The following is a 22611-nucleotide window of genomic DNA, read 5'->3' on the forward strand; positions in this document are numbered from 1 at the left end:
GCCAAATTCTCTCGTATTATTGAACTCTTCGCAAGCTCATTGCGCGAGGATTGGCCTATCGTTCCAGCCGTCAACATGGAGACGGAAGCCGATGTCGAAAAAGCTCGAGAAAGTCGTGCTCGCCTATTCGGGAGGACTGGACACATCCATCATCCTGAAATGGCTGCAGCAAACCTACGGCTGCGAAGTCGTGACCTTTACCGCCAACCTTGGCCAGGGCGAGGAGCTTGAGCCCGCCCGCCGAAAGGCCGAGCAATTGGGCGCCACAGATATCAGGATCGAGGATGTCCGCGAGGAATTCGTTCGGGATTTCGTCTTCCCGATGTTCCGGGCAAACGCGCTCTATGAGGGGCAATATCTCCTCGGCTCCTCCATCGCCCGCCCCCTGATCGCCAAGCATCTCATCAATATCGCACGCGAGGTGGGTGCCGATGCCATTGCCCACGGCTCCACAGGCAAGGGCAATGATCAGGTGCGTTTCGAACTGGCGGCCAATGCGCTCGATCCATCGATCAAGATCATCGCGCCATGGCGCGAGTGGGCCTTCCAATCGCGCACCCAGCTGATCGAATATGCCGAAGCGCATCAAATTCCCGTGCCGAAGGATAAGCGCGGCGAGGCTCCCTTTTCGACCGACGCGAATCTCCTGCACACCTCCACCGAAGGCAAGGTCCTGGAAGACCCGGCTGAAATCGCGCCATCCTATATCTATCAGCGCACCGTCGATCCTCTGGAGGCACCAAACGAGCCGGAAATCGTCGTCATCGGCTTTGAAAAGGGCGATGCGGTCTCCGTGAACGGCGAAGCAATGGCACCAGCGGCACTGCTGACAAAGCTCAACGAATTGGGCGGCAGGCATGGGATCGGCAGGATCGATCTCGTCGAGAACCGCTTCGTCGGGATGAAGTCGCGCGGCGTTTACGAAACTCCGGGTGGCACGATCCTGTTCGCCGCCCATCGCGGGATCGAATCCATCACGCTCGACCGCGCCGCTGCACATTTGAAGGACGAGATCATGCCCCGCTACGCCGCGCTGATCTACAACGGCTTTTGGTATTCGCCCGAGCGGGAAATGCTGCAGGCATTGATCGATCGGAGCCAAATCCATGTCAGCGGCGAAGTGACACTCAGGCTCTACAAGGGTTCAGCCAGCGTGATCGCGCGCATCTCCCCAGCCTCGCTCTACTCGACCGATCTCGTCACCTTCGAGGAAAGCTCCGGAGCATACGACCACCATGACGCCGAGGGCTTCATCAAACTCAATGGCCTGCGCCTGAAGAGCTGGGCAATGCGAAACAGCAGGATGGCCGCATCTGCTATTGACCTCGACTGCGCTTGAGGTTGCAGAGTGGCTGTCTTAACGAGGTCCATCCGCAATGAAGATATTGAAAGACGAGGATTTATGCCCTGCCGCAGCCATGCGCGGGGCAATCGATGCCCTGGAAACAGCCTTCCGGGCCAAGGCCGCCGGCAAGCTGGTGTCCCCACCCCGCCATTACGTCTCCTTTCCCGATCGTGGAGACATCGTGTTTACCGTCGGCGGCATCGATGGCGAGCGGCCGCTTGCCGGCTTTCGCGCCTACGAGACCTTTGCCGGCGGGCAGCATTCACAAGTGGTCGCTGTTTGGCGTGCTGACACCGCTGAACTTCGAGGGATCATCCTGGGCGAACGGCTCGGCCAGATCAGGACAGGGGCAATAGGAGGCATAGCCATCCGTCACCTCAGCGCTGCGACCGCCCGCACGGTCGGCATCATTGGCAGCGGTACTCAGGCGCGAACACAACTCATTGCCGCTGCCGCCGTTCGCGACATAGGCTCCGTCCGTGTCTTCAGCCGAAACCCGAGAAACTGCGCCGCCTTCGCTGAGGAGATGCAACTGGAACTCGGCATTGCCGTTGAACCGGTTACAAATGCCACAAAAGCCGTGGCCGATGCCGATATCGTGTTATGCGCAACAAGCAGCGACATGCCGGTCATCGATGCTTCGGATTTAAAAGCCGGCGTCCACATCAATACGATCGGCCCAAAGACGCTCAAGGGACATGAACTCGGCCTGGACGTCGCGAACATGGCCAGCATCATCGCCACGGATTCTCCTGAGCAAACGCGCGCCTATGCGTCCCCATTTTTCCTTTCCGGAACCATACACGACGAGCGAATGCTCGCCCTTGCAGCCATAGTCGCCGGCCATGCTGCCGGCAGAACATCTCCTCTCGACACCACGCTCTTCTGTTCGGTCGGCCTCGCGGGCACGGAAGTCGTCGTAGCATCGGCCATATTCGACATGATCTGACATTCGGCCGGAAATCGCGTGGCTGAGCCTCGAAACGCCTCAGCCGTCCCAGCCAACAATCGTCAGCCTCGGCCAGACTGCAGTCCAGCGATTGACTTTCTGCTCGTAGATCGCCTGCGTGATCTGCTTCTTATTGGGGCGCACGACGCCATTCAGCAGATCGGAAAGACCGAACGGAGCACAATAATCCAGACGACCGTGACTATTGGAGCGCAATCCCACGGCGGTTGCCGTAGTCGGAAAAGTGGTGATGGCGTCCAGGGTCGATTTGTAAGGCCGGATCGGGTATCCGAACTTCGCTTCGTACCAGCAATGAACCCGGGCTTCGTTCTTCACATCGATCCAGACCGGCAAATCGGGAAACATCGCGCGGACCCGTGCGGCATGACTGGCCTCCGCTTGTTCAGACAGATCATCGGCATCGAAATAAACGATGTCGAGGTCATTGATCCCATGAGACGGGGGCAACCCGAAGGCATGGTTCCAAACGGTCTGGGCAACGGCTCCTGCCACCAGCCAGCAATCTGGCAGCGCAATCTCATCCCAGCGCCGGAGAAGCGAGATGAGCAATGGACTTCTGAAGACTATATCCTCCAGTTCCGTCTGTTCGCTTGTCGTCATTGCCCCCACCCGACCGGAAACGACCTTGCGGCCATGGTGTATGGCCTTGCCTCCCTGTATTTAAGCACGATTCTCGGCCTCGAATGTAGACAAGGCTAGCGTATCAGCGCTGTCTTCATGCGCTGTCACTTGCAAGCCGTAGCAGGTGGCCCGGTTCGCCATGCGAACTCAAAAGAGCGATAGGCACTTGTGGTCCATGCAGATTAATTTCGGAGGATCATTCCGGCATCATTGCGGCGTCACCTCACTCAACAGCCAATCCTGGAATACTGTCGCCGTCTCGTTCGTCTGCTTCTTTTCCGGCATGACCACGTAATAGCTGTTCTCGGTCGGCATCGGCAGATTAAAGAGCGGCAGAAGCGTGCCGGCCTTGAGCTCGTCCTCGATCAGATAGGTCGGCAGGAGCGCCACACCGAGCCCGGCAATAGCGGCTGCGATGATCATGGAAAACTGGTCGAAGCGCGCGCCGGGATAGGCATTCTCCGTCGGTAACTCCTGCAGATCGAACCATTGGGCCCAAAGCTTCGGACGCGTCGTAAGGTGCAGCAGCGGCGCTCCCGCCAATTCGTCCGGCGAGATCAGACCTAGCCGACCGGCAAGCTCGCGGCTGGCAACGGGCAGCACGGTCTCATTGCAAAGAAAAGTCGCGACGGCTCCCGCCCATGCCGGCAGGCCGTAGTGAATGGCAAGATCGAAATTATCCTCCTCAAAATTGAAGGGCTTGGAGCGCGATTCCACTGTGACGGCGACATCGCGATGTTTATCAAGAAATCGGCCGAGGCGCGGCACCAGCCAGCGTGTGCCGAAGGTCGGCAAGGTCGCAACCTTCAGAGACAATTTCATCTGGCCGGCGGCGACGGCGCCGATCATCAGCCGCTCCGAACGCAGGAGCAGATCCTTCACCTCGGGCAACAGCCGAAGTCCGGCCTCGGACAGCACGACGCGTTGGCGGACACGCTCGAACAGCTTCAGGCCCGTCTGGTGCTCCAGATCGCTGATTTGACGGCTGACGGCGCTTTGCGTCAGATTGAGTTCTTCGGCGGCACGCGAGAAATTCTGGTGGCGCGCCGCGCATTCGAATGCCTGAAGATTGACGATGTCAGGGATGAGGCGTCGGCGCATAGTCATTCCATTTTCGCATCAAGTTAGAATTCACTCTCACAACATCGGCCGCTGAACAAGAGATATTCTGCTGGATAGGAATGACATAGCCTTTCAGGAAGAGATCGCACATGAAGCCTGATCACGTCTCGACCAGCGATATTCGCAGCGCTTTTTCAGCCGCCATGTCGGCAATGTATCGCGAAGAGGTTCCCGCCTACGGCACGCTCATGGAGCTGGTCGCTTGCGTCAACGACGAAATGTTGGCGGCAAACCCGGAGCTGAAGGAGCGGCTGGAGGCGACAGATTATCTCGATCGCATCTCCGAGGAACGTCACGGCGCCATCCGGCTCGGCACCGCAGCCGAGCTTGCGATGATGGCGCGCGTCTTTGCCGTCATGGGCATGTATCCGGTCGGCTATTACGACCTTTCGACCGCCGGCGTGCCGGTTCATTCGACCGCCTTCCGGCCGATCGGCGACGCCGAATTGAAGCGCAATCCCTTCCGCGTCTTCACCTCGCTGCTGCGGCTCGATCTCATCGCCGATGAGGATCTTCGCAAGGCGGCTGCAGACATTCTTTCGAAGCGCCGTATCTTCACGGAAGGTGCCATTACGCTCACCGAGAGGGCAGAGCGCGAAGGCGGCCTGAACAAGGACGACGCCCAGCGCTTCGTCGACGAGGTTTTGGAGACCTTCCGCTGGCATGACGAAGCCAATGTCAATGCCGGCATGTATCATCGCCTCCATGATGCCCATCGCCTGATCGCCGATGTCGTATCCTTCAAGGGGCCGCACATCAACCATCTGACCCCACGTACGCTGGACATCGACCGGGTGCAGGCGCTGATGCCGGATTACGATATCGCGCCAAAGGCCGTCGTCGAAGGCCCTCCCACACGGACCTGCCCGATCCTGCTGCGCCAGACCTCGTTCAAGGCGCTTGAGGAACCTGTCTCCTTCCGCAATGCCGATGGCATCTGGGAAGCAGGCTCGCACACCGCCCGCTTCGGAGAGATCGAACAGCGCGGCATTGCGCTGACGCCGAAGGGCCGCGCGCTTTACGACCAATTGCTGGATCAGTCGCGCAAGATCGTACGTCCGGCAGCCGATGGATCGAACGCCCGCGATTATGAAGCCGCACTTGCCGAGAGCTTTGCCGAATTCCCGGATGACTGGGCGGCAATCCGCGCCGAGGGCCTCGGCTATTTCACTTATTCGCTGACGGCCAAGGGCAAGATCGCCGCAACGAGCCATGGGGATATCGATGCACTGATCGACCAGGGCCTCGTCCAGTTCGACCCGATCGTCTACGAGGACTTCCTTCCCGTCAGCGCGGCCGGCATCTTCCAGTCCAACCTCGGCGATGGCGCGCAGCAGGACTTCGTTGCCAGCCCGAACCAGCAACGCTTCGAAGCCGATCTCGGCATGAAGGTGCTGAACGAATTCGACCATTACGCCGGCATCGAACAGGCATCGATCGATGCTTGCCTACGAGCCCTTTCCAAACAAGACGCCGCCGAGTGAAGTGATGCGGCGATATCGCCGCGCGCCACCCGGATCAAGACAAGTGGAGTTTCACAAGATGAATATCGCAGCCAAGACCCCTTCCGTTGCAGCCGAAGCTGCCGCCATTCTCGAAAAGCTCGGCGTCGACAAGGCGCTTTATACTGAGGGCGACATGCCCTCCTACTCCCCGGTCACCGGCGAGAAGATTGGCAGCCTCAAGACCGTTTCGGCCGAGGAAGCGGCGAAGAAAATCGAGAAGGCGCATGCCGCATTCCGCGCCTGGCGCCTTGTTCCGGCACCGAAGCGCGGCGAACTGGTGCGTCTGCTCGGCGAAGAGCTGCGCGCCGCCAAGGACGATCTCGGCCGTCTGGTTTCCATCGAAGCCGGCAAGATCCGCTCCGAAGGCCTCGGCGAAGTGCAGGAAATGATCGACATCTGCGATTTCGCCGTCGGCCTTTCCCGCCAGCTGTACGGCCTGACGATCGCCACCGAACGTCCGGGCCATCGCATGATGGAAACCTGGCATCCGCTCGGCGTCGTCGGCATCATCTCCGCCTTCAATTTCCCGGTCGCCGTCTGGTCGTGGAACGCGGCGCTGGCACTGATCTGCGGCGACGCCGTCGTCTGGAAACCCTCGGAAAAGACGCCGCTGACCGCTCTTGCCTCGCAGGCGATCCTTGATCGCGCACTTGCCCGCTTCGGCGACGCGCCGGAAGGCTTGTCGCAGGTACTGATCGGCGATCGTGCCATCGGCGAAGTCCTCGTCGATCATCCGAAGGTGCCGCTCGTTTCGGCAACCGGCTCGACCCGCATGGGCCGTGAAGTCGGACCGCGGCTTGCCAAGCGCTTTGCCCGCGCCATTCTCGAACTCGGCGGCAACAATGCCGGCATCGTCTGCCCGTCGGCCAATCTCGACATGGCACTGCGCGCCATCGCTTTCGGCGCCATGGGCACGGCCGGCCAGCGCTGCACGACCCTGCGTCGTCTCTTCGTCCACAAAAGCGTCTACGACCAACTCGTTCCGCGGCTGAAGAAGGCCTATCAGAGCGTATCGGTCGGCGATCCCCTGCACTCCTCCGCGCTCGTCGGCCCGCTGATCGACAAGGCCGCATTCGACAACATGCAGAAGGCGATTGCCGAGGCGAAAGCCCATGGCGGCTCCGTCACCGGTGGCGAGCGGATCGATGTCGGCCATGCCGACGGCTACTACGCAAAGCCGGCGCTGGTGGAAATGCCGAAGCAGGCAGGCCCGGTCATGGAAGAGACCTTCGCGCCCATCCTCTATGTCATGCCCTATGAGGATTTCGACGCCGTCATCGACGAGCACAATGCCGTTGCTGCCGGCCTGTCGTCCTCGATCTTCACGCGCGACATGCAAGAATCCGAGCGCTTCCTCGCAGCTGACGGCTCCGATTGCGGCATCGCCAACGTCAATATCGGCACCTCTGGCGCTGAAATCGGCGGCGCATTCGGCGGCGAGAAGGAAACCGGCGGCGGCCGCGAATCCGGCTCCGACGCCTGGAAGGCCTATATGCGCCGGGCGACCAACACCGTGAACTACTCCAAGGCCCTGCCGCTGGCGCAGGGTGTCTCCTTCGACATCGAGTAAGCTCCATGACGATCGCCACGAAAATCGAAGAGGCGGGCTTCAAGCCCGCTTCGCGGATCGCCTCCATCGGCGTTTCCACCATTCTTCAGATCGGCGCGCGTGCCAATGCGATGAAGCGGGAGGGCCTGCCTGTCATCATTCTCGGTGCCGGCGAACCGGATTTCGACACGCCCGACAATGTCAAGGAAGCCGCCAAGGCCGCCATCGATCGTGGCGAAACGAAATATACTGCGCTCGACGGCACGCCGGAGCTGAAGAAGGCGATTGCCGGGAAGTTTCAGCGTGAGAACGGCATCGACTACGCACTCGATGAAATTACCGTGGCGACGGGTGCCAAGCAGATCCTGTTCAACGCCTTCATGGCGTCGATCAATCCGGGCGATGAAGTCATCATCCCGACGCCCTATTGGACCTCCTATTCCGATATCGTCGAGATCTGCGGCGGCGTGCCGGTTCTGATCCCCTGCGATGCCAAGGCCGGTTTTCGCCTGAGGGCCGATCAGCTCGAACAGGCGATCACGCCCAAGACGCGCTGGCTGCTGCTCAATTCGCCATCGAACCCATCGGGCGCCGCCTATTCCAAGGCCGATTATCTGCCACTGATCGAGGCGCTGCAGCGTCATCCACACGTCTGGCTGATGGTCGATGATATGTACGAGCACATCGTCTATGAGGGCTTTCAGTTCACCACGCCCGTCGCCATAGAGCCGAGCCTTAAAAGCCGGACTTTGACGGTCAACGGCGTTTCCAAGGCCTATGCCATGACCGGCTGGCGCATCGGCTATGCGGGCGGTCCGAAGGACCTCATCAAGGCCATGGCCGTTATTCAGAGCCAGGCGACCTCCTGCCCTTCCTCCGTCAGCCAGGCGGCAGCCGTTGCCGCGCTCAATGGCCCGCAGGATTTTCTCGAGGGCCGCAAGGCAAGCTTCCAGCGCCGACGCGATCTCGTCGTGAACAGGCTGAACGCCATCGATGGCCTGGATTGCCTGATGCCGGAAGGTGCCTTCTACACATTCTCCGGCTGCGCCGGCGTGCTTGGAACGACGACACCGTCCGGAAAGAAGATCGAGACGGATGCGGATTTTTGCGCGTATCTCCTCGACGAAGCGCATGTCGCCGTCGTGCCCGGCTCAGCCTTCGGATTGTCGCCCTATTTCCGCATTTCCTATGCGACATCGGAAGCCGATCTCATCGAAGCCCTTGATCGCATCGAGCACGCCTGCGCGGCACTCCGGCGCTAAAACGGTTGCGGCAGACGCGCAAGACGGCTGTCCATCCGGACCTGCGTGAAAACAAAGAGATAGAGCATTCGCGTAATTCTGTTTAAAAGCGGGAATGCTCCACTCATCGCGTAAAATGCCGGAAGTCTTCGCATCATGATACCACGCCTCGTTTCGGCGAAAGACAGTTCGCTACATCAGACCGGCGCCTTCGCCCGTCGGCTGTCAGCACTCGGCTTTGGCGGCGACGTGGAGATGGACGACGGTGCCAGGACGGTCGCCTCGACCGACAATTCCATCTATCAGGTCAAGCCGACGGCAGTCCTCTATCCGCGCGGCGCGGATGATCTGAAAATCATCGCCAAAGCCATATCCGAACCTGCCTTTTCCGATCTTGTCATCGCCCTGCGCGGCGGTGGCACCGGAACGAACGGTCAATCGCTAACCTCTGGGGTCGTCGTCGACTGCTCCAGGCACATGAACCGAATCCTGGAGATCGATCCGGTTCGAAAGATCGCCCGTGTCGAGGCTGGTGTCGTCAAGGATCAATTGAACAAGGCGCTGAAAACATACGGGTTGTTCTTCGCGCCTGAGCTTTCCACCTCCAACCGCGCCACCATCGGCGGCATGATCTCCACTGATGCCTGCGGCCAGGGCTCGTGTCTTTACGGCAAGACCAGCAACCACGTTCTCGGCCTTCGCGTGGTACTTTCCGATGGCAGCGACTGGTGGTCGCGTCCGCTTGGCAATAGCGAGCTGGACGAGATCAAGGCGCGTGACGATCGGATCGGTGAAATTCATCGTGTCGTTGATGCGATCGCCCGGGACAAAAGCGAGCTGATCGCGGCGACCTTCCCCAAGCTCAACCGTTACATGACCGGCTACGATCTCGCCCATATCTGGCGCGAGGACGGCCGCTTCGATCTCAATGCGGTGCTGTGCGGTTCTGAAGGCACGCTTGTCATGATCGCCGAGGCCGAACTCAACGTGCTGCCGATCCCGGCGCGATCGGCCCTCATCAACATCCGCTACGATGATTTCAACACGGCGCTCGAAGATGCCAGGCGGCTAGTGGCATTGAAGGTCGCCTCGGTCGAAACGGTCGACGAGAAGGTGCTGGGTCTCGCCAAGGGCGACATCGTCTGGAGCGGCATTGCCCGCTTCTTCCCCGAGGATGCATCTGGTGCCGCCAACGGCATCAATATCGTCGAGGTGCTGGCCGACGATAGCGACGAGTTGGAACGCAAGTTGGCGGACGTGACCGCCGCCCTTGATGACGGCTCCTCAGCTCGCCACAAGGGCTATACGATCGCTCGCGAAAAGGCAGAGGTCGAGGCGATCTGGTCGATGCGCAAGCGCGCCGTCGGCCTGCTTGGCAATGTCGAGGCGCCGGTGCGGCCGGTGCCCTTTGTCGAGGACACCGCCGTTCCACCCGAGCATCTGGCCGCCTATATAAGGGAATTCCGTGCCCTTCTCGATGCCGAGGGGCTGGATTACGGCATGTTCGGCCATGTCGATGCCGGCGTGCTGCATGTCCGCCCGGCGCTCGATCTCACCCGTGCGGACCATCAGCCGCTCGTCCGGAGGATCAGCGACGGCGTCGTTGCGCTTACCCGCAAATATGGCGGGGTGCTCTGGGGCGAACACGGCAAGGGCGTTCGCTCGGAATATGTCCCTGAATATTTCGGCGAGCTTTATCCGAGCCTGCAGGACATTAAGCGCGCATTCGACCCCGGCGATCGCCTCAATCCTGGCAAGATTGCATCCGGCGCATCCCGCTCGTTGCTGAAGATCGACGAGGTGTCACTGCGTGGCGACTTTGATCGTATTATCGGCAATGATATCCGCGCCGCCTTCGACAATGCAGCCTATTGCAACGGTAACGGCGCCTGTTTCGATTTCGACGCGACAAGCCCGATGTGCCCCTCTTTCAAGGCGACGGGCGACCGGCGCTATTCGCCAAAGGGCCGCGCGGCGCTGATGCGCGAATGGCTGCGCCTGCTGGCGGAGCGGCAGGTCGATCCGCGACGTGAGGCGCAAGAGCTGCGCCGCGCCAATCCTTTCGGCAATCTCTTGCGGCGAGCGGTCAACTCGCTCAATCCGGCCAATCGCGACGACTTTTCCCATGAGGTGCGGGCGGCAATGGACACCTGCCTCGCCTGCAAGGCCTGCGCCGGCCAATGTCCCGTCAAGGTCAGCGTCCCGGCCTTCCGTTCGAAATTCCTGGAGCTTTATTACGGCCGATACCTTAGGCCCTTCAAGGACCCAATCGTCGCTGCCATCGAGACGACCCTGCCGCTGATGGCGCGTTTTAAGCTGGGCTACAATCTGCTCACCGGTTCAGCCGTTGGACAGGCCTTGATGCGGTTCGCCGGTCTCACTGCACTTCCGGCCATGCCTGCAATATCGCTCGAACGGGAAGCCGCTCGTCTCCGCGTGCAGGTTGCCACTCCCGAAACGTTGGGAAATCTCTCCGCAGAGGAGCGAGCCCAAGCGGTCGTCATCGTTGCCGATGTCTTCTCCACCTATTTCGATCCGGCCGTCGTCATCGCAGCGCTCAAGCTCGCCCTGAAAATGGGCTTCAAGCCGTGGCTCGCTATGTCACAGAACAACGGCAAGGCCCTGCATGTGCACGGCTACCTCGGCCGCTTCGAAAAGGCGGCGGTGAAATCGCGCGACTATCTCGATCGCATCTCGCAAATGGGCATCCCGCTCGTCGGCATCGATCCCTCGATGACGCTGACCTATCGCAGCGAATATGCGGCCCTGCCGTCCGCGAGGCTGCTGGCACCGGTGCTGCTGCTTCAGGAATGGCTTGCAACCAATCTCGACCGATTGCCGCCGCCACAGGCCCTGTCGCAAGAGCGCTTCACGCTGCTTGCCCATTGCACGGAGAAAACAAACGCTCCGGCTGCCCTCAAGCAATGGTCCATGCTCTTCGGGAAACTTGGCATTGAGCTCGATATGGCCGATGTCGGCTGCTGCGGCATGGCCGGCACCTTCGGGCACGAAGTGCGCAATCGCGCCATCTCGGAAAAGCTCTATGCGATGAGCTGGCAGGACAGGATCGCCGAGAACGGCAATCAGACGGTTGTTATGGCCACCGGTTTTTCCTGTCGCTCGCAGGTCGCCAAGATCGACCATCAAGCCATCCCGCATCCCGTCGAGATCCTCGAACGACTGATCGGTTAGTCTCTGCAGCGCCGTTTCCAAGGGCTAAAACACATGTGGCGCCCGAGGGCGCCACATTTCAAAAACAGCAACAGGAATAGCCGCTTAGACGGCTTCTTTCATCCTGATTTTCTCAAGGCTGTAAACCTGTCCGAAGCGATTGGCAAGGAAATCGCCGAGATCGATTTCTTCCTGGCAGACGAAGCCCTTGGAGGGCAGTTTACCCTGAGCGAGAAGATCGAGCACGGTCGTAATGCCGGCTGCGGTGGTGATCTGGATGGCGCTCATCTTCTTGCCCGCGACAATGCCTGCATAGACCTTGTTGGCATAGGTTTCCTGCATGTAGCGGCCTTCGCGCCAGCCGCAGACGGTGACGAAAACGACAACCACGTCCTGCATGGTTGCCGGCAGCGCATTCTCGAAGAGATCCTTGAGCACGTCGCGGCGGTTCTTGAGGTTGAGGTCGTTGAGCAGTGCCTTGATGATGGCCTGATGGCCGGGATAGCGGATGGTGCGGTAGTTCATCGTGCGCACACGGCCGGCCAGCGTCTTGGCGAGCGTGCCGAGGCCGCCGGACGTGTTGAAGGCTTCATAGGTTACGCCGTCGAGCGAGAACTCTTCGCGCTCTTCCATGGCCGGCACGGTGACGAGCTTGCCTTCGACGATCGCTTCGCAGGGCTCGATATATTCGTTGATGAGGCCGTCCGTGCTCCAGGTGAGATTGTAGTTCAGGGCATTGGAGGGATATTGCGGCAGCGCGCCGACGCGCATGCGCACGCTGTCGAGGCTGTCGAAATGCTTGGTAAGATCATTGGCGACGATCGAGATGAAGCCAGGCGCCAGGCCGCATTGCGGGATGAAGGCGGTGTTTGCTCCCTGAGCCAGTTCCTCGACCTTCTTGGTCGTCGCGACGTCTTCGGTGAGGTCGAGATAATGGACGCCGGCTTCAAGTGCCGCTTCCGCGACGAAGCCGGTGAGATGGAACGGTGCTGCCGACAGGACGGCGAACTTGCCCTTCAGAATGCCGACGAGCCCGGCGCGGTCGGCAATATCGACGGCGGCGGTGGAAATCGCGGGGTGACGATCGATCTTGTCGAGCTGTTCCTGGCTGCGGTCGGCGACGACGACCTTGTAGTCGCCCGTTTCGGCCAGCATCAGAGCGATCGCGCCACCGATCTTGCCTGCACCGATGACCACTATGTCTTTCATACGACTCCCCTGCATTTCATTGATAAGATTTTTATAAGTGTAGGTAGGAGTTGAACGATTCATAGCGATGAAAAATGCATTTCGTTGTACAAAACTATACAAATTGACGAATAGAATTTGCAAAATGCAGGAAACACCATGCAGGTCACCGATAAGGACCGCGAACTGATCGCCTTGCTCGGCCAGAATGCCCGAATGCCTGTTGCGACTCTCGCCAAGAAGCTGTCGCTGTCGCGCACCACCGTTCAGGCGAGGCTCGAGCGGCTGGAGCGAGAAGGCGTGATTGCGGGCTATGGCGTGCGGCTGTCGGAAACCTATCTGTCAGGCCTCATTCGGGCACATGTACTGATCACGATCGCGCCGAAAGCGCTGTCAGCGGTGACGGCATCCCTGAATGCCATTCCGGAGGTAACGACGCTTCATTCGGTCAGCGGCACGTTCGATCTGATCGCCATCATTGCAGCCCCCTCGATCTCCGAACTGGATCAGCTGATCGACGGCATCGGCACAATCGATGGCGTCGAACGCACATTGTCGTCCATCATCCTTTCGACGCGAATCTCGCGCTAAAAACAAAGTTCAGCCAAGCGCCGGCTCCATCTCGGGCGTGGTGGACAAGACCGCTTCCTTCAAAGCCTGCGAATAGGGATGCTGCGGATTGTCGAGAACGGCGCGCGCGCCGCCCTGCTCGACGATCTCGCCCTTCTTCATGATGATGATGCGATCGCTGATATAGTAGGCGGTCGCCAGATCATGGGTGATGTAGATGATCGACAGCCCCAACTCCCTCTTCAGCTGGCCGAAGAGATTGACGATCGCCATTCTCAGGGAAGCATCCACCATCGAAACCGGCTCATCGGCCACCAGCAGACGGGGCTGCGGTATGAGCGCGCGGGCAATGGCGGTGCGCTGCAGCTGACCGCCCGAAAGCTCATGCGGAAACCGTCCCTTTACCTCGGCAAGTGTCAGGCCGATATGGGCAAGCGCCTCATCGGCAATACGCTCGACATCGGCTCGGCTTGGCCTTGGACCCATCGGCGCGAAATTCCTTGCCGTTTCAAAAAGATATCGATCAACCCTCTTAAGTGGATTGAACGCTTCAAACGGATTCTGAAGGACCGGCTGCACCTCCCGCATGAAGGCGCGCCGCTCGGATCGGCCATGAATGGCCACCGGTCTGTCGCGAAAATTCAGGCTGCCGGATGTCGGCGCCGTCTGGCCGAGGATCATCGACGCGATGGTGGATTTACCGGAGCCCGACTCGCCGACGATCGAAAGGATTTCCGGCTCCTCTCCGAGACTCAGACTGACATCGCGAACCGCCGTGATATGACGACGGCTGAGCATGCCCCCTTGGCGATAGATCTTGCTGACATGCGAGAGCAAAAGAAGATCGCTCATCGCGCCCCTCCCGTTACTGCGAAGCAGGCGACGCGCCGGTCCGGCTCGACGTTCACCATAGGCGGCACTTCGCGGCTGCAAATGTCCATGCGCTTCGGGCAGCGCGGATGAAAACGGCATCCCTCCGGCGGCATGGCCAGATTGGGCGGCCTGCCCTCGAGCGAGGGGCGCGTCGAGGCATCGCCGATCCGCGGCAGGCTTGCGACCAGATGCTGCGTATAAGGATGAAGCGGCAGGTGAAAAAGCTTGCGCGTCGGCGCCTCCTCCACCAGCCGGCCGGCATAGACGATGCCGATACGGTCCGAGACCGCGGCGTGAACGCCCATATCGTGGGTTACAAACAGGAAGGACGAGCCCATCTCGCGCTGTATCTCCCGGATCATCTGCAGCACGTCGCGCTGGACGATGACATCGAGCGCGGTCGTCGGCTCATCGGCGATGATGAATTCCGGCGTCAGGATGGTCGCCAGCGCGATCGTCATGCGCTGACGCATGCCGCCCGACAATTCATGCGGATAAGCATCGAGAAGATTCGCATCGAGCTTCAGCCGCTGAAGGTGAGCGCCAACCCGATCGAAAAAGGTGGCGCGATCGGCCTTCATATGGCGGAAGGCGAAATCCGTGAACGAATGCCGGATACGGCGCACCGGATTGAGCACATTCATCGATCCCTGCATGACATAGGAGAGATGCCGCCAGCGAAGCGATGACCGCTGCTCTGCCGTCATGGCGTAGATGTCCTGCGTCCCATTTTCGAAATGGAATTTGACGGCGCCGGACACGACGCGCAGCGGCGGCCGGATGGCACCCGCAATGGTCTTGATCAGCGTCGTCTTGCCGCTGCTCGATTCACCGGCAACGCCATAGATCTCGCCGCGGCCGATCGACAGACTGACATCGTCAACCGCCCGCACCTCCCGATCGACGCCGTAAAGAAAGGCCCGGTAATAGGCCTTGAGGTTGTTGACCTCAACGACAGCCTCCATGCCTCAGCCTCCCATCCGGTTCAAACGACTGCGGGGGTCGTTATATTCATTCATCGACATCGACAGCAGGAAGAGCGCCATGAACAGCACCACGATGGCGGCGACGGGTGCCGCAACCCACCACCATGTTCCGGCGATCAGCGCCGAATGCGCATTGGCCCAGTAGATCATCATGCCCATGGTCGGCGTCTCGATATCGGTAAAGCCGAGCACTGCAAGCGTGATCTCCATGCCGATCGACCAGATCATATTGTTCATCGTGGTGGCGAAGACGATCGGCAGCACATAGGGCAGATGCTCCTCGACGAGGATCTTGCGCATGCTCATGCCGGAATAGACACTCTGCGTGGTGAAAGGCCGCGTCTTCAGGCTAATCGCCACCGAGCGGATCAGACGCGCGTCGTATGACCAGCCAAGCGAGGCCATGACGATGATGAGCACCGTCCAGGTCATTTCATCCTTGAGGACGAAGTAGAAAAGGATCAGCAGCGGAAACTGCGGAATGACCATGATGCTGTCATTGATCGCCATCAGCACGCGATCGACGGCACCTCCGGCATAGCCGGCCACCAACCCCACGACAAGCGAGATGATGCGCGAGAGAATGGCGACGCCGATGCCGAAATAGAGTGTGTTGCGAAGCGCTGTCGTCAGCTGCCAGAAGACATCCTGGCCGCGCGATGTCGTGCCCAGCCAGTATTGCCCATCCGGCGGCATGTCGGGCGGCAGCAGATAAAGATCGGCTGGGCCATAGGGCGAGAAATAGGACAGGATCACCAGCCCGACGATGACGGCAAGCAGCAGAAGGCCGCAAAGGAATTCCATATTCTGGCGTGCGAGGTCGCGAACGATCGTCAGCATGGCCTACTCCACCTTGATACGTGGGTCGATCAGCGGACCCAATATGTCGATGATGAAGACGGCAGCGGCGACACCGACGATCGACAGCGCGCTAAGCCCGAGGACGAGACTGTAATCGCCCGCGTGCACGGCCGAAATCAGGAGATTGCCGATACCGGGATAGCCGAAGACGATTTCGGTGATGACCGTGCCGTTGAAGACGGCGCCAAGGGACATGGCAAGGCCGGTAAATTGCGGCACCATGGCATTGCGGGCGATGTAGGAGCGCAGGATCTTGCGCTTCGGCACGCCGCCGAGCTCGGCGAAAACAACATAATCCTCGGTGATGATATTGGAGACGAGCGCCCGCATGCCGATCAGCCAACCCCCTGTCCCGACAAGGATCAGCGACAGCGCCGGCAGGATGGAGTGGCGGAGAATATCGAGCACCAGCGCAACGGAGAGATTGAGGTTGGTGTTCATCTCATAGCCGCCATTGATGGGCAGAATCGGCCAGACATAGCCGAAGAGAATGATGAGAACGAAGGCGAGGATGTAATAAGGGATCGGCTGCATGGCGATGAACACCAGGCTGACGGCCTTCAGCACCGTGCTCTTGCGATAATAGCCGGCGAGCGCACCGATCATATTGCCGAGAATGAAGGTAAGGATGACGGAAACGGTCATCAAGCCGATCGTCCAGGGCAACGCCCTCGCGATGATGGCGGAAACGGGCGTAGGAAATGCCGAAAGCGACGGCCCGAGATCACCGGTCGCAAGACGCCCCCAGAAATGTAGATATTGCTGCCAGATGGAGCCCTCGAGGCCATAAAGCTCACGTAACGACTGACGCATCAACTCGACAGCGCGGGGATCGGATTGGCCCATCTGCTGGATGGTCCCGATGCTTTCTTCAACAGGATCGATCGGCGTCATGTGGGTGATAAAGAACGTCGCGGAAATGCCGAGGAAGACAACGAGCAGGAATTGGCCAAATCGTCTCAATACGAAAACTGGATAGGACGTCATGCCGCCGTCTTCCTCGCTGCTTGCGCTTCATCATCAATTCAAAAGATTCGCCGGACGTGCCTAGTGTCCGGCGAAAGGTGCCTGATGCGGCGATTGCCGCATCAGGGGCGGGAGAAATCAGGGCTGTGCCGGCTTCAGCTTGACCATCATCAACCGGGAGTTCGCCCAATTGGGAACGGGGTCCGTATAGGGGTCGGCAATGGTCGGATAGCCTTTCCAATAGGTGGTATCCATCGAAGTGAAGACGTTATAGGACATCAACGGAATGGTCGGCATCTGTTGCGCGACCAGCTTCAGATAGTCCTTGCCAAGTTCGATGCCCTTCGGATCATCGGCGCTGATGCGGCGGATGTTTTCGATGATCTTGTCGAGATCCGGATTGGACCAGCGCTGCCAGTTGCGCGGCGCCTGGTTCTCACCCTTCTTGGCGACAAACTGCGAATGCCAGCTGTCGAGGAAGAAGGACAGGTCAGGATCGCCGCCCCAGGTCTCGACACTCCACGCAATCGCGACCTGATAGTTGCCGGGCTGCAATCCCGCCTGCCAGACGCTGGTGGATGGAGCAGCTTTGGAATCGATCCCGAAGGCTGCCCATTGCTGGGCGATGAGAGTGCCCGCACGGGTAAAGACGGAGCGAGTGTCGCCTTCGACCGTCAGACGGATCTTGAACGGCTGCCCGTCAGGCGTCATCCATTTGCCGCCGACCTTCTTGAAGCCGGCCTTTTCCAATAGCTCGCCGGCGGCCTGCGGATCGGGCTTCCACCAGCCATAGCCGAAGGCACTGCTGATCGCGGCCGGATCGGTCGGGATCTGATCCTTGTATTTCGGCTGCTTGCGCAGGATATCCGCAATCTGCTGACCGATCGTCGGATCGTATGGCTTGATCTTGCGCTTGCCGGTATCGATCTCGAAATTCTTCAGCCAATCCTGCATCGGCGCCTGATAATCCGTCATGGCGACCGCCGTCGGCGGAACGCCGAGTGCGGAGAGCGTGGCGGCGCCGCGATAGCTCGCCATATCGACGGCCTTGATATCGATGAGCAATGCCAAAGCCCAACGCACGTCAGGATTCTGGAACAGCGGGTCTTGATTGTTGAAGATCACGGCGGGCAGCGTCGGATCCGGATGGGCGAAAGGGAAGCCGGGGAACCAGCTTTCGACCGTCTTCGATTTCTCCTTCAGCGTGAACATGCCTTCGGGCGTGTTGTCGTGAATGATATCGAGATTGTGCTCAAGCTGCGCGATCGTGCGCTTATCCGGCGGACCTGGATCGACATAGGTGACATATTTCGGGGCCGGCTCGCCAAAACGGCCAAGCGATGTGCGCTGCCAGTCATCGCGCTTCTCCCAGGTGTACCATTTGCCCTGCGGATCATAGGCCTTCAGCTTGTAGGCGCCGAGCGAGACGGGATTGGCATTATCATAACGAACGGGATCGGCGACCTTCTCGAAGATATGCTTGGGCATGATCCACGCGCCGTTCCAGCGAACAGTGAAGATGGCGTGGAAACGCGAATTCGGCTTCTTCAGCTTGAAGACGACCGTATAGGGATCCGGCGCCTCGACGCTGGCAACCTGAACCGAGAAGGCCGCGCTCCAGTTCATGCCCGGATGGTCCATCTGGGTCTTGACGGTGTAGACAACGTCATCGGCGGTGAATTCGACGCCGTCACTCCAATAGAGGCCCTTGCGCAGTTTCACCGTCATCTGAGTGAAATCGTCATTATATTGCGGCTTGTCGGAAGCAAGCGAGTTGTCCCAGGCCGAGCCGCCCAGACCTTTCTCCGGATCGATGTACCAGAGCGTGTCCATCGTCAGCTGCTGAAGGCCGGTCGAAACACCGCCGCCACCATTGACCCAGATGTTGAACCAGCCTGGATTCTTGATCGTTCCTTCAGGGTTTTCGACGATCAAGGTCTCCTTGCGGGGCAAAGAGGTATAGTCCTGAGCCTTGGCCGCAGCGATGAGGCCGAACGTGGCCAGCGCGACGCCGAAGGCAAGCTTCTTCCACTGCTTCATGATCTCCTCCCATTTTTATCGACTGCACGGCACACTCAAACGATGATGAGCAGACCGCGATTTCACCCTTTTTCCCGGCCGGCCGCTTAAACCAACGTACGGGCCGTCCGGGCCTGCAATGGGTCCTCAGCCGCCTCCTCGCGACCATCAGACCGTTTTCAGTGCCGGGTGCATTCGCCCCGGCCACAAGGTGTCAGACTGCCAGTCGGATCACCGTGTAGGATAGCGGCTTCAGTGTCGCGCGAAGCCGTCCATCCTCGATCTTGGCGTCGCCCGTATTGGTTGGGACGACTGCGTTCGGATGCGCTGCCGTGTTGGTCGCCTGCAAATCGCTGTGAACCATTTCATGCTGTTCGACGACACGGACTCCGGCAAAGCCTTCGAGGCGCGTGTCGAGGTCGAGCGCGCTGTCGGGATGGCGGTTGACGGCAAAGAGCGTAACCATCTTTCCGATCTCGTCGTGAACGGCCGACACATCGAGATAGGGCACGTCGTCGGCCTCGTCGCTGTCATAGGTCGGGCCGTCGGTGACCAGGCGCAGCGCGTAGCCGCGGCCATATTTCGAGGCGAAATAGAGCGGATAGTAGATCGTCTGCCGCCATGCCGGGCCTCCGTCCTCCGTCATGATCGGGGCGATCACGTTGACAAGCTGGGCGATGCAGGCAATGCGCACGCGGTCGGAGCGGCGAATGAAGGTGTTGAGAATGCCGCCGACCTGCAGCACGTCCTCGAAATTATAGACATCCTCAAGCAGATGCGGCGCATCCGGCCATTCGTCGCGCGCAAGGATCTCCTTGTCCTGCTGGTTGGAGTGATACCAGACGTTCCATTCGTCGAAGGAAATGCCGATCGTCTTCTTCGAGCGCTTCTTAGCCTTGATATAATCGATGACGCCGCCGATGGTGACGATATAGCGATCGAGTTTCTCGGCCTTGGCGAGATAGTTCAGCGTATTCTTCTCGCGATTGGCGAAATACATGTGCAGCGAGATATGATCAGCGCTGTCGTAGCACTGCTCCAGAACCTGGGCTTCCCAATCGGGGTAAGTCTTCATGTCCGAGTTGGACGAGCCGCAGACCACCAGTTCAAGCGATTTATCGAAGCCGCGCATGGCCTTGGCGGTCTCGTCGGCCAGGCGGCCATATTCGTAGGCAGACTTGTGACCGACCTGCCAGGGACCATCCATCTCATTGCCCAGGCACCAGAGCTTCACTCCATGCGGATCAGCCCAGCCGTGCTTGCGCCGCAGGTCCGACCAGTATGTGCCGCTTGGATGATTGCAATATTCAAGGAAGTTTCGTGCCGCATCCAGCCCGCGCGAGCCGAGGTTGACGGCAAGCATCGGCTTGGTATTGGCCTTCTTGCACCAATCCACGAATTCATTGACGCCGATCTGGTTGCTCTCGCGCGTCCGCCAGGCAAGATCGAGGCGCACCGGCCGCTCAGAACGGGGCCCAACGCCATCTTCCCAATTATAGGCTGAGACGAAATTACCCCCCGGATAACGGCAGTAGGGCGAGTTGAGCTCGCGCACCAGCTCAATCACATCCTTACGGAAACCGTTCTCATCGGCAGTCGGATGGCCCGGCTCGTAGATGCCGCCATAGATCGCCCGACCCAGATGCTCCAGAAAAGAGCTGTAGAGCCGATCATCGATGTCGGCAATTCGGAAATCACGATGGACGATCACATGCGCCTTCACGGCCTTCCTCCCATATATATCAGATATTTCGTTCTTATACCTTGATCTTGATACACTTTTGGAAGGCCGTCAACGCACTCACGGCGGAAAATATCGCAGAAACCACAGTAGCGGCGCGCATGGAATGACAAAACCCTCCGTGAAATCAGTGATTTATGAAAAATATGACTTATCGGAATTTAACTCCGACAATATGCTATGTATCATAAATTACGATACTATTGCGCCAAATCGATGCGCATGAGGATATCGCGGCCATAATTGCCGAAGCCGCGGCCGAAGATATTGATGCCACCGGTGTTGCGCGCATCGTCGGCGATACCGATCCGCAGACGGATCGAGGAATGCTGACTGATGGCAAGGTCATCGATCGTCACATCGGAAGAGGCGACCCCGTCGATGAACGTGCCCTTCTTGGAGATTCGCCAGGTCTTGAGCTTGCCGTATTGAGAACCTTCCAGCTTCCACCAGCTTGGCGTGAAGGCCCCGCGCTTGTCGCCGTAATCGCCGGGAGAGGTCCATGTGCCAACGGCAACGCCGTTGATCCAGACAGTGATGTCGGACGGCCAATCCGGATTGGTGCCGGGCACTTCGGATGAGAGCTCCATCGAGAATTCGATGGCATTGACGTTTCGGTTCAAGATCTTGGCATTGTTGGGGAATTTATACTCAACATGGCCGCGGCCGAACCAGAGAAGACCGGCCTGCATGCGTTGCGGGTCGAGGAAATAATCGGGAACATCGAGTAGGCCGATGACGCCCTCGGTGGAGCACAGGCCACAAGGCGCATGCGTCTCGCAGCTCGTGTAGAGACCGATTGGCATGGCGACTTCGATCACGTCCTCATCATGCTTGAAGGCCTGGTCCTCAAAGCTCAACAGGATTTCGTCGTAAAGCGCGGTGCAGATCTTTTGGTAGCCTTTTCGCGCTTTCGCAGCCTTGGTTTCGACAAGACCGGCCTCCTCCAGGATCATGATACCCGTCGCGACAGTCGATTGCGGCAGATCCAGTTCCCGGGCGATCTCGTTGACGTTCAGCGAGCCTCTTGCACAGAGCAGCTTTAGCATATCCACACGCGCCGGCGCCGATAGCGCCCTGAAAACCGCAGCGTTCTCACCCGCATAAATTGTCAGAAAGCCGCGCTGCATGAAATCCTGAATTCCCCATCAACAGACTTCATTTATATCAGGATTTTTGATTTCACAAGAGACATTACTCGAAATGGCCTGGCTTGGCGCCTCCTGCACGCAACGAGAAGACGCCAGCCAATTCACAAACTATGCAACTCGGCGGGACCGAATCCCCGATCGCGGCTCGGCTTCCAGCTTTACCTGCAAGTCTCTATTCGCTTCAGGGCAGCGGTAATGCCTGACAGCGAGTAGGAGTAACTCGTCTCGGTGCCACGCTTGGATGTCGCTTGTAGCTGCAGTTGTGCGCCGCCTTTCATGGCGTTGACCATGGTCGGCTCCTGCGCCTCGTTCCTTACCCAGCCGTGCCGGTCTTTCGTAAACATCGGGAATGTCTTGTCGCCAACTGTCGCCGTCATCTGCGCGCCGTCTTTCAGGTCATAGCCCATCGCGGCCTCCGGCACCAGTTTGTCACCGGGAGACAGGCGCGAGACGATGAAGAAATTGTCGCCGTGGTCGACACTGGCGGGCTGCTGCGCAACCGGCCTCGATAAAACATAGCAACTGACGCTGTCGCCGGACTTATAAGAATATGCGCCCCAATGATCGAATTGATCGATACGGACGGGCACTTCCGCATGCGCGATACCGGCGCTGAATGCGACGAAGACCAGAGCGGGGGCGAAATTTCTTGCAAACATAGTTTCCTGCCATTTCTTGTTTCAAGGACATTGAAAGCGAGAGATGCACTCACACGCGCGGCAGTTTCGGTGC

18 protein-coding genes are annotated in these 22611 nt (G+C 59.3%); 7 read left to right on the forward strand and 11 right to left on the reverse strand.

The window, feature by feature from the left end:
- Nucleotides 1-91: 91 nt before the first annotated feature.
- Together AC13RC_RS15555 and AC13RC_RS15560 are read left to right on the forward strand one after the other, a co-directional pair.
- Nucleotides 92-1339 (forward strand): argininosuccinate synthase, encoded by a 1248-nt coding sequence (locus AC13RC_RS15555; protein ID WP_488557683.1) that lies wholly within the window; start codon nucleotides 92-94, stop codon nucleotides 1337-1339.
- Nucleotides 1340-1376: 37 nt separating this feature from the next.
- Entirely contained in the window at nucleotides 1377-2294 is a 918-nt protein-coding gene (locus AC13RC_RS15560; protein ID WP_488557684.1) for an ornithine cyclodeaminase family protein, read from the forward strand.
- Nucleotides 2295-2333: 39 nt separating this feature from the next.
- On the opposite strand, the gene AC13RC_RS15565 is transcribed toward AC13RC_RS15560, so the two are convergent.
- The gene (locus tag AC13RC_RS15565) at nucleotides 2334-2915 is read right to left on the reverse strand and encodes a nucleotidyltransferase family protein (protein ID WP_488557685.1); all 582 of its coding nucleotides are present in this window, start codon (nucleotides 2913-2915) and stop codon (nucleotides 2334-2336) included.
- A 228-nt stretch (nucleotides 2916-3143) separates the two neighbouring features.
- Entirely contained in the window at nucleotides 3144-4043 is a 900-nt protein-coding gene (locus AC13RC_RS15570) for a LysR family transcriptional regulator (protein ID WP_488557686.1), read from the reverse strand.
- Nucleotides 4044-4147: 104 nt separating this feature from the next.
- Between AC13RC_RS15570 and hglS the strand changes: the two genes are divergently transcribed.
- The 4 genes from hglS to ydiJ all read left to right on the forward strand — a co-directional run bounded on the left by hglS (nucleotide 4148) and on the right by ydiJ (nucleotide 11545).
- The gene (hglS, locus tag AC13RC_RS15575) at nucleotides 4148-5542 is read left to right on the forward strand and encodes a 2-oxoadipate dioxygenase/decarboxylase HglS (RefSeq protein WP_488557687.1); all 1395 of its coding nucleotides are present in this window, start codon (nucleotides 4148-4150) and stop codon (nucleotides 5540-5542) included.
- A gap of 58 nt (nucleotides 5543-5600) precedes the next feature.
- On the forward strand, nucleotides 5601-7133 hold the full coding sequence (gene amaB, locus AC13RC_RS15580) for an L-piperidine-6-carboxylate dehydrogenase (protein WP_488557688.1): 1533 nt from the start codon (nucleotides 5601-5603) through the stop codon (nucleotides 7131-7133).
- Nucleotides 7134-7138: 5 nt separating this feature from the next.
- Nucleotides 7139-8374, forward strand: a complete 1236-nt coding sequence (locus AC13RC_RS15585) for a pyridoxal phosphate-dependent aminotransferase (RefSeq protein WP_488557689.1) — start codon at nucleotides 7139-7141, stop codon at nucleotides 8372-8374.
- Between the two features lie 135 nt (nucleotides 8375-8509).
- Nucleotides 8510-11545 carry a D-2-hydroxyglutarate dehydrogenase YdiJ gene (ydiJ, locus tag AC13RC_RS15590; RefSeq protein ID WP_488557690.1) on the forward strand — a complete coding sequence of 1012 codons (3036 nt, stop codon included), beginning with the start codon at nucleotides 8510-8512 and terminating at the stop codon, nucleotides 11543-11545.
- Nucleotides 11546-11629: 84 nt separating this feature from the next.
- Here ydiJ and AC13RC_RS15595 read toward each other — a convergent pair whose 3' ends face one another.
- A complete protein-coding gene (locus AC13RC_RS15595) occupies nucleotides 11630-12733 on the reverse strand; it encodes a saccharopine dehydrogenase family protein (RefSeq protein ID WP_488557691.1) in 1104 nt (367 codons plus the stop codon).
- Nucleotides 12734-12871: 138 nt separating this feature from the next.
- On the opposite strand from AC13RC_RS15595, the gene AC13RC_RS15600 reads away from it, so the two are divergent.
- Nucleotides 12872-13303, forward strand: a complete 432-nt coding sequence (locus tag AC13RC_RS15600; protein ID WP_041678395.1) for an Lrp/AsnC family transcriptional regulator — start codon at nucleotides 12872-12874, stop codon at nucleotides 13301-13303.
- A gap of 9 nt (nucleotides 13304-13312) precedes the next feature.
- Here AC13RC_RS15600 and AC13RC_RS15605 read toward each other — a convergent pair whose 3' ends face one another.
- The 8 genes from AC13RC_RS15605 to AC13RC_RS15640 form a co-directional block, all read right to left on the reverse strand.
- Entirely contained in the window at nucleotides 13313-14134 is an 822-nt protein-coding gene (locus AC13RC_RS15605; RefSeq protein ID WP_488557692.1) for an ABC transporter ATP-binding protein, read from the reverse strand.
- Nucleotides 14131-15120 (reverse strand): ABC transporter ATP-binding protein, encoded by a 990-nt coding sequence (locus AC13RC_RS15610; RefSeq protein ID WP_488557693.1) that lies wholly within the window; start codon nucleotides 15118-15120, stop codon nucleotides 14131-14133. The genes AC13RC_RS15605 and AC13RC_RS15610 overlap by 4 nt, the downstream gene beginning before the upstream one ends.
- A 3-nt stretch (nucleotides 15121-15123) precedes the next feature.
- The gene (locus AC13RC_RS15615; RefSeq protein WP_113353691.1) at nucleotides 15124-15981 is read right to left on the reverse strand and encodes an ABC transporter permease; all 858 of its coding nucleotides are present in this window, start codon (nucleotides 15979-15981) and stop codon (nucleotides 15124-15126) included.
- Between the two features lie 3 nt (nucleotides 15982-15984).
- Nucleotides 15985-16989, reverse strand: coding sequence for an ABC transporter permease (locus tag AC13RC_RS15620; protein ID WP_113333287.1), 1005 nt, complete (start codon nucleotides 16987-16989; stop codon nucleotides 15985-15987).
- A 117-nt stretch (nucleotides 16990-17106) separates the two neighbouring features.
- A complete protein-coding gene (locus tag AC13RC_RS15625; protein WP_183809143.1) occupies nucleotides 17107-19008 on the reverse strand; it encodes an ABC transporter substrate-binding protein in 1902 nt (633 codons plus the stop codon).
- Between the two features lie 193 nt (nucleotides 19009-19201).
- Complete coding sequence (arfA, locus tag AC13RC_RS15630; RefSeq protein ID WP_488557694.1) at nucleotides 19202-20710, reverse strand: arabinosylfuranosidase ArfA; 1509 nt, start codon at nucleotides 20708-20710, stop codon at nucleotides 19202-19204.
- A 218-nt stretch (nucleotides 20711-20928) separates the two neighbouring features.
- A complete protein-coding gene (locus AC13RC_RS15635) occupies nucleotides 20929-21858 on the reverse strand; it encodes an ArsR/SmtB family transcription factor (RefSeq protein ID WP_095436627.1) in 930 nt (309 codons plus the stop codon).
- A 179-nt stretch (nucleotides 21859-22037) separates the two neighbouring features.
- Complete coding sequence (locus AC13RC_RS15640) at nucleotides 22038-22538, reverse strand: invasion associated locus B family protein (protein WP_015342896.1); 501 nt, start codon at nucleotides 22536-22538, stop codon at nucleotides 22038-22040.
- Nucleotides 22539-22611 lie beyond the last annotated feature (73 nt).

The sequence above is a fragment of the Martinezella sp. CNPSo 3890 genome (genome assembly GCF_057784455.1).

Bases quoted from the DNA above. Each gene is read 5' to 3' on its own strand.
- AC13RC_RS15555 (WP_488557683.1), top strand. From the start codon at position 92: ATGTCGAAAAAGCTCGAGAAAGTCGTGCTCGCCTATTCGGGAGGACTG.
- AC13RC_RS15560 (WP_488557684.1), top strand. From the start codon at position 1,377: ATGAAGATATTGAAAGACGAGGATTTATGCCCTGCCGCAGCCATGCGC.
- AC13RC_RS15565 (WP_488557685.1), bottom strand. From the start codon at position 2,915: ATGACGACAAGCGAACAGACGGAACTGGAGGATATAGTCTTCAGAAGT.
- AC13RC_RS15570 (WP_488557686.1), bottom strand. From the start codon at position 4,043: ATGACTATGCGCCGACGCCTCATCCCTGACATCGTCAATCTTCAGGCA.
- hglS (WP_488557687.1), top strand. From the start codon at position 4,148: ATGAAGCCTGATCACGTCTCGACCAGCGATATTCGCAGCGCTTTTTCA.
- amaB (WP_488557688.1), top strand. From the start codon at position 5,601: ATGAATATCGCAGCCAAGACCCCTTCCGTTGCAGCCGAAGCTGCCGCC.
- AC13RC_RS15585 (WP_488557689.1), top strand. From the start codon at position 7,139: ATGACGATCGCCACGAAAATCGAAGAGGCGGGCTTCAAGCCCGCTTCG.
- ydiJ (WP_488557690.1), top strand. From the start codon at position 8,510: ATGATACCACGCCTCGTTTCGGCGAAAGACAGTTCGCTACATCAGACC.
- AC13RC_RS15595 (WP_488557691.1), bottom strand. From the start codon at position 12,733: ATGAAAGACATAGTGGTCATCGGTGCAGGCAAGATCGGTGGCGCGATC.
- AC13RC_RS15600 (WP_041678395.1), top strand. From the start codon at position 12,872: ATGCAGGTCACCGATAAGGACCGCGAACTGATCGCCTTGCTCGGCCAG.
- AC13RC_RS15605 (WP_488557692.1), bottom strand. From the start codon at position 14,134: ATGAGCGATCTTCTTTTGCTCTCGCATGTCAGCAAGATCTATCGCCAA.
- AC13RC_RS15610 (WP_488557693.1), bottom strand. From the start codon at position 15,120: ATGGAGGCTGTCGTTGAGGTCAACAACCTCAAGGCCTATTACCGGGCC.
- AC13RC_RS15615 (WP_113353691.1), bottom strand. From the start codon at position 15,981: ATGCTGACGATCGTTCGCGACCTCGCACGCCAGAATATGGAATTCCTT.
- AC13RC_RS15620 (WP_113333287.1), bottom strand. From the start codon at position 16,989: ATGACGTCCTATCCAGTTTTCGTATTGAGACGATTTGGCCAATTCCTG.
- AC13RC_RS15625 (WP_183809143.1), bottom strand. From the start codon at position 19,008: ATGAAGCAGTGGAAGAAGCTTGCCTTCGGCGTCGCGCTGGCCACGTTC.
- AC13RC_RS15635 (WP_095436627.1), bottom strand. From the start codon at position 21,858: ATGCAGCGCGGCTTTCTGACAATTTATGCGGGTGAGAACGCTGCGGTT.
- AC13RC_RS15640 (WP_015342896.1), bottom strand. From the start codon at position 22,538: ATGTTTGCAAGAAATTTCGCCCCCGCTCTGGTCTTCGTCGCATTCAGC.